The organism is Neobacillus sp. 204 (assembly GCF_046562815.1).
Lineage (GTDB): Bacteria > Bacillota > Bacilli > Bacillales > Cytobacillaceae > Neobacillus.
The window spans coordinates 150836-164606 of sequence record NZ_JBJORY010000002.1 but is presented as its reverse complement, the minus strand read 5'-3'; the positions used below and the strand labels follow the sequence as shown (position 1 = coordinate 164606).

Here is a 13771-nt window from a genome sequence, read left to right as displayed (position 1 = left end):
CGACAAATTTGTCGATGCTTCTTTGTTTTTTCCTTCTTTTATTATCTCTATTTTTTAGATATTGGTCTCTTTTATTGAGCACTGGTCATTAGAAATTTGCATCCGCAGCGAACCCTTTCGTACGAATACAAAATGGGAAAGGAACGCCAGTAAAACTTGTAGAAAAGATGATGACCCCCATAGGAATGCCTGAATTCGCCCCTGCTATTCCCACAAGTGGAGCTGATATCGAGCCAAGTACAAATGGCAATAAACCTAATAAGGCAGAGGCACTGCCCGCAATATGTCCTTGGGTTTCAATCGCTAAAGCAAAGGACGTGGTTCCAATCATACTGATGGAAGAGAAAAAAAGAATATCGGGATCGCAACGGCGAAAAGCGGAGCTTTTAGAAGGGTTTATTACTTCTCGATTATCTGAAACCTTTTTATAATAAATAGTCAAATATATTTTATAAAGTAACGGGAAAGCCCAAACTTTACATTGAATACTGTAAAGTCATCCGTTATGACTAGTTAAGATAACCGCATTTTCCTGACGGTACCCCTAAAAAATGTGATATATGGGATACACAATGGGATATGGTATTAACCTTAGCTGGAACAATCATTGCATTACTTTTCCTATCCAAACTGCATAATAGGTTGATGCGAAAAGAATTAGGAAAAGATCATTCCAACTCTAAGAACTGGACCTAATGATATAAATAATTTCACTCCAGGATGATCTGCAGAAAATATTTTGATAAAAAATGATGTCATGAAAAATGCCCGCAAAAGCTAGGGCATTTTTCTGAAAAAACCTATTTTTTGGTATTTGGATTATTGTTGGGGATTAATTCCTTAGAAAACTCAGTTAATCCAGCAATGTTCGGCGTCAGGGTTGTTTTTCCCTTACCAAAATTATTTAATAAATTTTGTATGGGGCGCCCCATATTTCTGTTTCCATTTCTGCCTACTCCATATGCTGCTACACTTAATCCCAAACCTAATAAGGAACCCCACATGATCCCCCGATTGTTTCTTCTTCTGCCAAACATATTTAAAAAGGGTTGTCTTCTGCCAATATTCAAAAGCCCTGTTATCCAGTTATTCAAATTTTAGCACTTCCTATCAAAGAAATTCAGAAAGCAAAACGACTTTCCGAATTTAATTTTAGCTTTAAGGCATTTAAATATGCTGGCAATATTTTGGCTTAGTTCCACTCCATCGGGTAAGTTCAAAATAAGACCATCAACTCTTGACGATATTATTTCATACTTATTCTTTGCTCAAAGATTACTCCATAGACTCATAACAATCATCTTGCTGTAACATCTTTAATTGCGTCGGAAATACGGTCCACTATTCCTTTTCCAGCATCTTCAACAGCATCAATTGCATTTTTTGTTGCATCGCCTGCTGCTTCAACGCCCTGTTTGGTTTTGTTACGCCCCTGATCAATAGCAGATTGATTTTGCTCAGTCATTCACTATTCCTCCTTAGACGATTAAATGAATACAATTTCCTTCCGTTTTGAAGCGTTTACAGCCGTTTTCATCAACTATTCTTTTCAAAAGTTTTTTCTTTAATAGTGGAAGTTAAAGGAAACTGACTAATTGGTTTTTTATACTGTCTTAAAGGGGATAATATCAAAGAGGTGATTTTTTTTATTTACTTGAATATTTAATTATAAATTCCGAATTTCGTCGGCAAATGGACCTGATTTCCTTGTCATTCTCTTGAATAAGCGGGTTCTTCAAAATTTCCTCAGGCATTACCAAAATCTTTTTGCCTTCAAAAGTTCCGATAAAAATAAAACCGCTGGTACGTAAATAATCTAATTGATGTGCTTCTAATTTGGGTGCTGCGAAAGATCCACCATTTCGGATAATTTCCTTTACAAGGTTGTAACGGTCCAAGTCTATATTCATGCAGATCTTTTCAAGCAAACCCGGAATCTTCATACTAAGTAATTCGACTAATTCCCCTTTTTTTAAATGGATGACGCCTTTTAAATCCAAACGTTTCCTTATCTCACTTAATTCATCTTTTGAAAGTCTTGCGAGAGCATCTTTTATTGATATGGGAACAGATATATCACTCCAGGTTTTTAAATCTGCTTTCTGTTCCATGTTTCTCCTCGTCTCTTTTAAACCTTGTAAGACATTAAGTAAACCTTTTTCCAATTTTTTATTAGTCAAACCTGCCCACCTCGAAAGATTGATAAGATTAAAATTTTTACAGCTACGTTCTTTTTTTAGTGAAATTATATCAGAGTATCGCGGGAAATCTAAAAAATAGTTGCTTAGCACTCAATCAATATTGGATCTTTATGAATCAATTGGCTTCCTAATCATTATTTACAAATAAAGAAAGCTGCCAATGTTTGATCGGCAGCTTCAATATGTTAATTGATAAAACCCTTTTGTGTTTTGATGTAAGACATCTGAAACTTCCGCAGCGGAAAGCTTCTTGAGCAGAGCCATTTTCCTTATGGATTCCTCCATCATATTCGGATGGGTCATTTTCCCTGCAAATGGACCTTCAAATGGCCAAGGACCATCTGTTTCAACCATCATGAGCTCCTGAGGAAAGACGCTGACAAGCTGCTGGATTTCTGGTTCATACACCACATCCGGCGTAATAGAAATATGGTAGCCGTTTCGTATCATTCGATCTATTGTTTTCTGCTCCCCTTTAAACCAATGAAAATGCACTTTGGAAACAGAATATTTTTCGAGAAGGTCACAAACGAAAGGCCCATCATCGTAAACAGCATGGAGAACGATCGGTTTGTCCCATTTTTTCGCCTTACTTATAAACACTTCTAATACTTCTAGATAAGGAGCAATCGAAATCCCCTGCTTTTGCCTTAAGTAGTATGGCAGCCCCACCTCTCCCACAGCAATCATCTCATCACGATGTTCGTCCATCCAATTTAGCAGCACGTTCAGCTCGTTTTCAGAAGGCAATGCTTGTTCTGGATGGTAGCCAAATGCAGGTTTTACCTTTTGATATTTTTGCGAAAGCAAAAGGTTTCGTTTACTGGATTCCAAATGAAAGGATACAGAAATCAAGGCCTCGATTTGGGCAGAATCCAATACAATCCTTTTGATTTCCTCATCCTGATAGCGATCCAAATGGATATGAGCGTCGATCATGTTCATTTGACTTTACCTACTAATTGGTAATATAAATCCCTTTTGCATTGAATAAAGCTTTCATCTAGCAGAAGACCTTCGTGCCGCTTCCTTTCAAATGGGACCTCTATGTTTGAAACGACCTTTGCCTGCTTACCAGACAGCTTCATCACTCGATAGGATAGAAACAGTACCTGGAAGCCTTCAAAAAAGCAAAGGAATTAGGAAAGGTGCATATGATGTTAAAAGGTGTTAGATATATGGATTAACCTTTAGATAAAATTTATGTTGAATGGAAAAATCCTACCCTTTATGTTCATATTAAGATTAATAGTTGATGAATAAAGGAGAACACACTCACTGGTTTACGAAATGTGTTCTCCTTTAAATTTATATTTTTAGACACTGGGTTTCTTTATTGTGCACTGGTCATTGGATAGAATCCCCAGTGAAGCTTTTCGTACCAACACAAAATAGGAAAGGAAAGCCAAAAAACTTGAGCAAAAGATGATGGCGCCCATAGGAATGCCTGAATTCGCCCCTGCTATTCCAACAAGTGGAGCTGATATCGAGCCAAGTACAAATGGTAATAAACCTAATAATGCAGAGGCACTGCCCGCAATATGTCCTTGGGTTTCAATCGCTAAAGCAAAGGACGTGGTTCCGATCATACTGATGGAAGAGATAAAAAAGAAGATCGGGATCGCAACGGCGAAAAGCGGAGCTTTTAACAACAGAGCTATTAGTAACGATACACCGGCTACATTAGAGATGACTAAGCCCAGCTTTAAGAATGTCCGCTCCGAAACTTTGTCTGCCAAGCGGCCGACCAACTGACTTCCAATAATTAAGGCTAATCCATTTGTCCCGAATAAGAAACTAAATTGCTGCGGTGTGACTCCGTAAATATTCTGATAGACAAATGGAACCCCAGATACATAGGCAAAGATACCAGCAGTAGTAAAACCTTGAGTTAGTGCGTAACCCATGAACGTCCGATCTCTGAATAAAGAACCAAAATTCTTCATGATTTGTGGTAAATTGCTTGGAACACGGTTTTCTGTTGGCAGCGTTTCTTCTAATTTTAATGTAACAGTGAACAGAAGCACTGCACCCACACAAGCCAAAGCAACAAAAACCCCATGCCAATTGGTAAAAGCAAGGATCCCCCCTCCAGCAATCGGTGCTACGATCGGCCCGAGGTTACCCACTAACACCATCATCGTAAAGAACTTGGTCAGTTCCTTTCCACTAAAGAGATCTCGAACAATCGCTCTTGAAATCACAAGTCCCCCTGCTGCAGCAAAGCCCTGGACTAAACGAGAAATAATAAGGAAATAGATATTGGGTGCGAATGAGCATGTTAAAGAAGCAAGTAAGTACAAGGTAATAAAGATTAACAAGGGTTTTTTACGGCCCTTAACATCACTCATAGGACCAATGATCAATTGCCCCAATCCCAGGCCTAATAAACAAGAAGTTAAGCTTATTTGTACGAGTGAAGCCGTTGTATGAAAATCATTTACTATCGTTGGAAAGGATGGTAGATACGTATCGATTGTAAAAGGTCCTAACAGTCCAAGTGATCCAAGAAGTATTGCAAGCTGTATTCGTTTTTTTCCACTAGGTTTATTCAATGTCCATCGCCTTTCTATAAAAGAAGTTTATTTCTTATTGCTATTATTTCGACATCCTAAATAATAAATCTTATTATAACCTGAGCCTTGCTCAGGGGTAAACAATTAAATTACTTGGAAACGATTTCAATTTTCGAGTATAGGTGAAATGGCAGAAGGAGGACGGTTCTTCTGCTCCATGTCCGTAAATAATCTTAGATATACCAGCTACCCGTAATGTATTTACGGCATAAAATACACAACAATGATTCTATCACCATTTGGTAATTGATAATTATGTATCCACTAAAAAATCCTCGGACCCTTATTGGTTCGAGGATTTTCTTTCTGAATCTTATTCTGATTGGTTTTCTGAAACCTTACTAGATCACCGATATTTCGTTCCTTCCATTCCTCAATGCGACTATGAAATTAACAAAGAGTTTTAACGATACCTACGACTTTACTTTTAGGAATGGTCGGATCATGCTGTACAACAAAGGCTTTTGTAAATCGGTCTAAGTATGTTTCTTCGTGTGACTTTGGTGTCAGGATAATGAGTTTCCGTTTTAATTCACTAACATATAAATCAAAGACTTTTACTTTCCGATGCTCGTCCAATGCACTGTCAAACTCATCAAGAACAATAAATCCAGGTGTGGTCTGTAGATTTTGCAGGAGTGCTAGGGCAAAAAGCAAGGAACTTAGAGACTCCTCACCACCAGATACCCCTTTTCCTACTCTGCCACCCCGTGCTTTAATGCTTACATCTTCCATGGCACCGCGATGTCCTTCTTTTCGAGCTTTAATATACAAGTGAAAACGTGTACGCTGTCGTCTGTCCTCATACGACTCCCAACTAATCTCCCCTTCAAACTGGAACTGACTCATATAAAATTTAAATCGTTGCTGCAATTCTAAGACACGCATGTTAATCGTGGTTTCTAATTGATCTTTAAGAGTCTCTGTTCTCTCTTTGTCTTGGTCAAGCAATATTTTCGTACGTTTATATTCATTTTCAAGTCGTTCAAATTCCTGTTTGATCGTATGATAATTCTCCGGAGCTGCGGGATCGATATCAGCCTCTGTCCGGGCATTATCAAACATAACTTTTCCCTTCTCACGATTTTGCTTCAATTGTGAAACGGAAGGCATAGAGTCCCATCCACTGCTTCCAGCGGCTTCAGAGTATATCTTGGGGATTAATTTTTGTAAGTCAGCCAATTCTTTCATGACATCCACAAGTTCTTTTTGGTTCGTCTCTTTATCATCACTAGTATGACGTTTCCGTTTCTCAATAACGGCGATGTTTCGCTCAGCATCTTCTACCGCATAAGCGATATTTCTAATTTCACGTTCCATCCGATGAATGGTTCTTTCTAATGTATCATAATCATCATTGAGCCGTTCAATCTTATCTTTCTGGTGAGTAAAAAGCCCTTTTTCCTGCTCACATAGAATGATTAGTTGATTCCGCTCTTCATACTTATCTTTCATTTTTCCCAGTTCTTCGTATATCTTTGCTTCTTCCTCTAATTTTTTGTATAGATTTTCTTGGTCCATTTGCAGCCGCATTAATTCTTTTTCTTTTTGTTTCAATTCCGTTATCGTCTCATCAATTAATTGTTTTAGATGTAGTTCCTCTTCAAGTTTCTTACTTTTAGCAACCCTTTCATGTTCCTTCGTCATAAAGGCTTCGGATTCTTTTACTTGATGAATAATACTATTAAGCTCTTGAATGGTTTTGGTATCGGCAGAGATTTCCTGCTCTAATTTAGAAAGCTTAAGAGAAAGGCCGTTAGCAAGCTTTTCTACTTCCTGTTTCCGTAATTTAAGCGCCTTGGCACTCAAGATATAACGTTCCTTTTCCTGCGGACCACGTATTCCCATGGGGTCTATTAATGTTCCATTTTTGATCGAAAAAGATCCTGGTTTAAAAAATTGCTCTACCCACCAAAGTGCTTTCATGGCATAAGTAAGTTCTTCTTCATTTAATCCTTCCTTTACTTGTAAATGAAGAGACGGCAATTTGGTTACTACCCGGTCGGGAATCACAAGCATTAACGGAACATGGTATAAATCGTTTGGCGGTGTAACATGTTTACCATTAAAGAAAATGGTATATTTTATCGTATGGTATAATTGTTCATCCTTTAGTGCTGCAGTCTCATCCAACTCTAACAATTCCCGAAGAGCGTAAAATTTTATCTTCTGAGACGCAAAAAATTTCATGGATTCTATTTGTCGAATCGATAAATCGCGATTCTCGTCAAGGAGCATCCATTCTTCTTTTAATTCTTTTAGCCTTTGTGAATCCGAGAAAAAGATTTCTTTATTAGCAGTTACTCTTGCTTCAAGTGAGTGAATCGTTTGTTGGACTTCATGACTGCTTTTATATTGTTGTAATCTTTCAAGATGTACCTGTTTTAATTGTTCATCATTTTCTAGCTCTTGTTTAATTTTGGTGATTAGTTCAACCTTTTCTTGCCAAGCAAAATTGTTTTTGTTTAGCAGGTCCTGATTCTGGTCAAAATCACAATTTGTTTTTTCTTGCTCATCAAAAAGCTTCGTTAATGCTGCTTTTACCTCTTCTTCTGTTCTCGTAATTTGGTTCTGCTTTTTCGTAAAGGCTTCTAATTCTTGGTCAAGTTCGGTTGTACGGGATTGTATTTGTTTGATTCTCCGGTCCATCTCTTCCCGCTTTTGTTCTTCTTCCTCAATCTCTACTTTGAGCAGGGAATACCGCTCAGTAGAAATTTGTAATTGTTCTTCGGCGTTTTCTTTTAAGCCCCTTTTTAAGGATATATCATCCTTTGCCTCGGCGATTTCCTCTTCTACATTTAAAAAGATTTCTTCAATTCTTTTAATTTCCTTTTTATAATGGGTTTCTAATTGGAAAAGGGATGTAGCATAAAGCCTGCCGCCCTCATTAATCCTGCTTTGATTATCCATGAATCGCTCTAATGCAGTCTTTTTCATAGAAAGTTCTGCCTTCATAAACTTAACGTTTGATTCTGCGGTACGAAGTGATTCCTCTGTATCTCTCACCTTCTCCATACTCTCTTCCCAGTCGCGCTGCACTTGGGCAATCCCATGCATTTCACTAAAAATACGGAAACGTTCTTCAGGATTCATCACAGCAAATTGGTTCACTTCTTGCTGGTACCAAATTAAATAGAAGAGATCCGGATCCACCTTGTATTTATATTGAAGATCTCTTTTAAAAGCCGTAAAGTTATAGAAGCGATCACCAGATGTATACTTAATCGTTTCTTCCCAATGGTCGATATTATCACCCGTAGAAACACTAAACTCTTTTTTCATGGGCTGCCCAGAATCCTGGACAATGTTTAAACCGAATTCTACAAATTCAGGCGCATCGATTTTCATCCAGCCTTCATTCTTAAAAGTAAGCGAAATTCTAGCCTTCCAAGTTTGACCCGCCGGTAAATTACGCGATTTTAAACCTTCCACATCAACTTTTGAGGAATACAGAACTCCTCCCATACAGAATGTAATCGTTGATTTTCCTGCGCCATTTGGTCCTGTAATCATCACATGGTCATTTTCCCCCGATAGGTCTATTAACGTTGGCGGATAGTCACGAATACCAGAAAAAGTAAGTCGCCATGGAATCATACACGATCACCTTGTTGATAGAGATTATATCGTTTGAAAAATTTTAATACTTCTTCTTTATTTAACTGGTTGGATTGACTAAACTCTGCCGTCCGCCTTAAGAAGGAGTCAGTGAACATATGAACACCAATTGCTGTAAGCTGGTACGCCTTTTCTTGTGAGTTTGTATTATATTCCTCAATTGCTCCTATCTTTTTAAGCGGGTCAATATTGAGTAAGATACGTTGATTGGCTTTTGTTGTTTCGTGCCCAAATGCATCTAAAAGCTGATCAAATAAGGTAAATTCATGTTGTAATACCTCTTGCTGATAAAACATATAAAGTAAAATCGACAAACTTTCTTTCGTTAAGGTATTACGGGCCGATTTTGCTGGAACTCTCATCATCACGATAACTTGGTCACGGCGGTTGTCATAAATCAACTTCATATACCGATTCATGGCCTGGTTGACTCTTGTTAGAAAAGAGAAAAATTTTTCATCGTTACCTTGTACTTGCAGCAGCTTTTCTACCTCTTTTCGAGAAAGTCCAAAATTTCCAGACCGAATCGTCGCCGATGACGAAAAGAGAATATTCATAAAAGCTATTTCCTCATTTTCCGTTAAAAAACCCTTTAAAGACTGCATCACATTGAGAGGATTAACGTTAGCCTCGCTATCAATCTGATGGTTTGTCTGACTTGATTCGTTTTGTGATAATATTGGATCCATCTTCACGATTCATCCACTCCCATCTTCTTTCATATTGTGGAATTTCCACCTTTTCTTTCGGCTTTGAGATGGTTATTTTTTTGTTGCCTACTAATGCAGCAATGGCGGTGATAGAATTAACCGCATCACTCCAATTGGAGGAGGTAGCTTCAATGACTAACTGTTCCATAGGTGTTTCATCATGTTCTTTTAAATAGGATTCAATGGCTTCTGTTTCAATCATAGTCTTTGTCAACATCCAATGAGCCTCCCCCATCAGTTCTTCCATTTCCCCCTGAGAAATCATTTCGGCTGTATAGTCAGGATCTTCTTCCAAATCTGCGATTGGATCTGCGACTGGTTCATAGGTTTCAAGATAGTGAATTGTTTCATCGATAGCAGCAGGCGGTATTGCTGCGGCAAACTTTATGGGCATCCATAAACCATCAATAGCTTCCTCTTCATACTGTCCTTGCTCGATGAAACTAAAAAGCTGGTAAATATTTGGTACATCTGAATCTAGTGGAGGATCGTACATTTGCATAATAAAGGCGCGGACCTTATCCGGTTGAATCGTAGAGGATAGGGGTGTCTTTTGCATATGAGTAAACCTCAAATATTTATTAATCATTCCTAAACTTAAATTGGTCCCTTCCGCAAGAACCGCTGTTCCCTTTTGCATTAAATTAGATAGAACCAGACTTTCTTCTACGGTCTGAAACAATCGAAACCGTTCCTGTAATTTTACCTCTAACTCCTGCATTAACTGATGAATCAATTCCAACTGTGGAAGGGCATTCCGATCCGCAAGCATCTCAAGCTCTCGTTCTTTCATAATTTGAATGGCATTTTCTACATTACGGATCATACTAGCAATCTTATTGCCACCAGAAATTCCGTGGTCATCATATGCTTCACTTAATTCTGCATCCCGCCTCGCTTGAAACAGTGATCGGCCAATATCATCATGCAAATAGTAAGCCAACGAATCATTCGCTAAACGGATCAATGCATCCATCATTCGCTTCCCGGAATCACGCATTTTCAACTGCCTGGATTGTTTGGAAATCCAATTATATTTCACGAGGACATTGACAATTTGCTCTACCTTTTTCTTCGTTGGAGGTTCAGGGTCGAAATAGCGGTTACGATAACGATAATAGACGGTTTCTGCATTTTCAATCGGATCATCTAATCCGAGGGCTTCTTCGTTGATTAATTGAATAATTTTTAGAAACCGTAAGATTTCCCCAGGTGACTGAAATGCATTCTGTGACCCCAAATCACTCAAAACACCTGACAAGGAGGCAATATCTCTCATCGTTTGCAGCACTTCAGGATTGGAATCATTCACTTGAAAAATTGAAATCAACGACTGATCCACTTTCTCCAATCATCAACACCTCCTAACACCTGTTCTTGTTCGATTCTTTTATATACCAGTAAATCCTGCAAATATTGTTCGTATTCCTTCCAATCATGGAGGACTTCCTTACTGTGAGTAATCCACTTAATCAAACCCTGATATACAGCAGAGACAGTTCCATATGCTTCTTTAGAAATCAGTAAGCCATCTGGGTCATAATCACACCATATTAACACCTGCTTAACATTCCCGTTTGTTAAGAGCTGTTTGATACATTTCTTATGTGATGACCTGATATGTCCATCAATGCATAGAACAAGGGTTTTCATTTCTTCAAGAAAGTGCTTCTCTGCAGCTAATCTTGTCAGGATGGCTCTATTTTCTACTAGCCAGATGGTTGTTGAAGAAGTAGTATATTCTTCTTCGGAAATCGATAAATCTGTCAGAGAGTGAACAGGACCATGCCTATAGGTTGAGAAACGTCCCATTATTGTTCCAGAAAAATACAATGGGGTGATCTTTCCAAGACTGGTCAGTCCTAATAAAGCAGCTGGACATTGGGCCCATTCCTCTAATTGGTTGATAAATTCATCCTTAAACCGATCAAATTCCTTTGATCCTCCAATTTCTTGATAGTATCTTGCTCCGATTTCCTTCCAGTCAAAGTTGTCTTTTTGTATGCAAAGTTGGAGAAAGGCAGAAATAAAATGAAGGAATTTAAGTCTCTTTGACACCGACCAACCTCTAGGAAAGTGGGACAAGTCCTTAAGATCAGAACCATTATAACGGCAAACCTCGTTCAGGATTGATAAACAAGATTTGTATCCCCACTGTCTTTGACTTGAGAAAACTTGTATGTTTTCATCAACTAAAGTTGACAAGCTTTCTTTCCAACTACTAAACTCCTGTTCTATTTCTAATTCTTTAGCACGGATTTGTTCTTGTTGATATTGGAATAAGCGGAAGCCCATTCTAAAATGTTGTGCATCAGGTGTTTTACCGTCCTTTTTAAACCTTATCTCTTTAATAATTAAACCTTGATTGAACCAAGTGATCGTGTTTTGATTATGTTCATTAAGATGAATTTTTTTCTTTGGGGTAAAAGCTAATTTCAGTAAATCTTCATCCACATGTAATGCTTCTTCATATATTGCTAGAGTAAATATTCCAACCACTCGATACGTTCTTTCCGTTTGCTTAACAATTTTTATATCGACTAAAGGGTCACTATCTATTATCTGATGGGAGAAGTCTAATCGTTCTCCACTTTTTAATAATAATTTATTAATATAGTTTATTTCTTCTTGATTCATCATGTTTTTTCTCCATTAACTTATTTAATCTTATTCTAACAAAGTATAAGGGTTGTTGTAGAATGGAAAAAATTGAAATCCTGTAAAAGTTTAATGAATTCCTATACTAAAAGCAATGTTGAAATGATGTTAAAAGGTATTAGATATATGGATTAACCTAAGATAAAATTTTGCGAAAGGAAACATCCTAACCTTATGATTTTATTAATTAGAGATAAATAAAATAGAACACATTCGCGGGTTAACGAATGTGTTCTCCTAAAGTAATTGTTTCTTTACGGATTCGATAGAAAAAATAAAGTGGTTAGCTGTGTACAAACCTCTTAACTTTCGAATATATAAAGAGTAAAAAAAGCCTACAATTCTGTAGACTCCATTTAAACGTTTTAAAGATAGAATTAATAGCTTACTAGATAAGTAATTGAATAAATTCTTCTTCAATTAAAATTCTAATAGTTTTTCCCACCTGTAAATACAATATTTTTAAAAAAAAGGATGATATGTACTAATTAATGAATTAAATAAAAAAAGACCAGACATGCAGCAACATGTCCAGTCAAGCAAGAGATGGTACCCTCAGGAGGGGTCGACTTTATTGTGCATTATTGTAAACAATCGAAAATCTTTTTTCCCTCTTCCATTTTTCTCCGTTGTAATCTATTTTAATGGTAGCAGTATAATCCCCTTCCATTTCAAATTTAGCCCTTCCGACATACACGCCATTCCCTGTTTCCTGCATCTTCATTGTAATATCTCCATGACTCATCCCTTGCATATCCAAATCTGCACTTACCTTGGCACCTATTACTGGATTACCTTCTCGATCTAAAATCTTTACTTTAATGGGAGTAGATTGATCTGGTGTAAATGATTTTGGCGTAAATAGCTTGATCTCAAAATTATTTGAACTGCAGCCTGTTATCAAAATTAAAATGAGGCTAATAAGTAAAATCGTAAATTTGTTCATTACTCCCCATCCTTTCTATTGTTTTATCTTGTTGAAATAAAATGAGGCACTCACCATTTAAGATTATCATTCAAAACCATGATAGATACAAATATTAAATTTAAACGGAAGGGCTATATACTCATTACCAATAAAAATAAGCAAAGGCCTATTTCAGTTTTTTTATGTTAATCAGCTCTAATGCATAGGAATAAAGTCTAAAGGAAAATAGAAGGATTTACTTTCCACTATTATTTCTGAAAAATAAAAGGAGAAGATTTTGAAAGGCCGTGATCCATAAGATGCTTTATATACGGGATATTGAAAAAATTATTGAAAATACATTGCAAGAGCACAAATTAACTATTGATTATGAATTTAACAATAACTTACCTGCACCTATGAGTTTTAATGTATCAACTTCTACGATTAAGTTTAACTATTTACAAATTAATGGATACATAGCGAATATTAACTTTAAAATAAAAGAGACAGATGAAGACTGTGTAAAACTAATTCTCTATCATCAGCTCGGTTATTATTTAGTTTTTAAAAACAACAAACATGATCTAAGGGTTTTAAAGTATTTCGAGGAAGATGAAAAAGCACAGCTTCTAGCTCAAATAGAATCCAATGCCTGGGATTATGGTAGAACATTGGTACCTGAAAAATTAGTAAATTCCTATGATAAAGTCCGTGAGTTAGATAAAATGCTCCTAAAAAGCTATTAAACACGGTTGAAAAATAAAGAGCAGTTACAACAGTTTTTATCCATGTGCTTGCATCCAAAATAGATTATATGGTGCTTTTCAGATGAATAAAAGAAAGCATCTGATGGAAAACGTTAATGATATGTACGATTAATAGAACTGTGGAAACATAGTTATGGGGGCAGCCCCTCCATAACTTTAAGTACTAATAAACTACTCCCTTCAATCGAAGGGTGCCATGTAGACTCAGCACAGGTTTTTCATTTCGTTCAAACACATTGCGCTCATTGTTTTCCATTAAACTCACCCTTCGTTTTTTTGACTTCGCTACTAGTATAGTCGCGATTTTTCGGTTTAGACGAAAAAAACCGCC

At 37.0% G+C, this 13771-nt stretch carries 13 protein-coding genes; 2 read left to right on the top strand and 11 right to left on the bottom strand.

All coding sequences use genetic code 11. The features are described from left to right. Window positions 1-88: 88 nt before the first annotated feature. A complete protein-coding gene (locus ACJ004_RS04880) occupies window positions 89-331 on the bottom strand; it encodes a hypothetical protein (protein ID WP_410891465.1) in 243 nt (80 codons plus the stop codon). A gap of 227 nt (window positions 332-558) precedes the next feature. Here ACJ004_RS04880 and ACJ004_RS30200 point away from each other — a divergent pair, with 227 nt between their 5' ends. Further along, a complete protein-coding gene (locus ACJ004_RS30200) occupies window positions 559-696 on the top strand; it encodes a hypothetical protein (RefSeq protein WP_486348386.1) in 138 nt (45 codons plus the stop codon). Window positions 697-800: 104 nt separating this feature from the next. On the opposite strand, the gene ACJ004_RS04875 is transcribed toward ACJ004_RS30200, so the two are convergent. From ACJ004_RS04875 to ACJ004_RS04830, 10 genes are all read right to left on the bottom strand, one after another. Continuing rightward, a complete protein-coding gene (locus ACJ004_RS04875) occupies window positions 801-1094 on the bottom strand; it encodes a hypothetical protein (RefSeq protein ID WP_410891464.1) in 294 nt (97 codons plus the stop codon). 203 nt (window positions 1095-1297) lie between these two features. Beyond that, on the bottom strand, window positions 1298-1465 hold the full coding sequence (locus ACJ004_RS04870) for a hypothetical protein (RefSeq protein ID WP_410891462.1): 168 nt from the start codon (window positions 1463-1465) through the stop codon (window positions 1298-1300). 181 nt (window positions 1466-1646) lie between these two features. Further along, on the bottom strand, window positions 1647-2180 hold the full coding sequence (locus tag ACJ004_RS04865) for a hypothetical protein (protein WP_410891460.1): 534 nt from the start codon (window positions 2178-2180) through the stop codon (window positions 1647-1649). A gap of 198 nt (window positions 2181-2378) precedes the next feature. Continuing rightward, entirely contained in the window at window positions 2379-3146 is a 768-nt protein-coding gene (locus ACJ004_RS04860) for a TatD family hydrolase (RefSeq protein WP_410891459.1), read from the bottom strand. 371 nt (window positions 3147-3517) lie between these two features. Beyond that, complete coding sequence (locus ACJ004_RS04855; RefSeq protein ID WP_410891457.1) at window positions 3518-4756, bottom strand: Bcr/CflA family multidrug efflux MFS transporter; 1239 nt, start codon at window positions 4754-4756, stop codon at window positions 3518-3520. Window positions 4757-5167: 411 nt separating this feature from the next. Further along, on the bottom strand, window positions 5168-8374 hold the full coding sequence (locus ACJ004_RS04850; RefSeq protein ID WP_410891455.1) for an AAA family ATPase: 3207 nt from the start codon (window positions 8372-8374) through the stop codon (window positions 5168-5170). Continuing rightward, entirely contained in the window at window positions 8371-9000 is a 630-nt protein-coding gene (locus ACJ004_RS04845; RefSeq protein WP_410892122.1) for a hypothetical protein, read from the bottom strand. Before ACJ004_RS04845 ends, ACJ004_RS04850 begins: the two co-directional genes overlap by 4 nt. Before the next feature lie 31 nt (window positions 9001-9031). After that, entirely contained in the window at window positions 9032-10456 is a 1425-nt protein-coding gene (locus ACJ004_RS04840) for a hypothetical protein (RefSeq protein ID WP_410891453.1), read from the bottom strand. Continuing rightward, on the bottom strand, window positions 10432-11745 hold the full coding sequence (locus ACJ004_RS04835) for a Toprim sub domain-containing protein (RefSeq protein WP_410891451.1): 1314 nt from the start codon (window positions 11743-11745) through the stop codon (window positions 10432-10434). Before ACJ004_RS04835 ends, ACJ004_RS04840 begins: the two co-directional genes overlap by 25 nt. Before the next feature lie 589 nt (window positions 11746-12334). Next, on the bottom strand, window positions 12335-12709 hold the full coding sequence (locus ACJ004_RS04830; protein ID WP_410891449.1) for a FixH family protein: 375 nt from the start codon (window positions 12707-12709) through the stop codon (window positions 12335-12337). 281 nt (window positions 12710-12990) lie between these two features. On the opposite strand from ACJ004_RS04830, the gene ACJ004_RS04825 reads away from it, so the two are divergent. After that, window positions 12991-13419: a hypothetical protein gene (locus tag ACJ004_RS04825; RefSeq protein WP_410891448.1), complete on the top strand. Its 429-nt coding sequence runs from the start codon at window positions 12991-12993 to the stop codon at window positions 13417-13419. The last annotated feature ends 352 nt before the right edge of the window (window positions 13420-13771 follow it).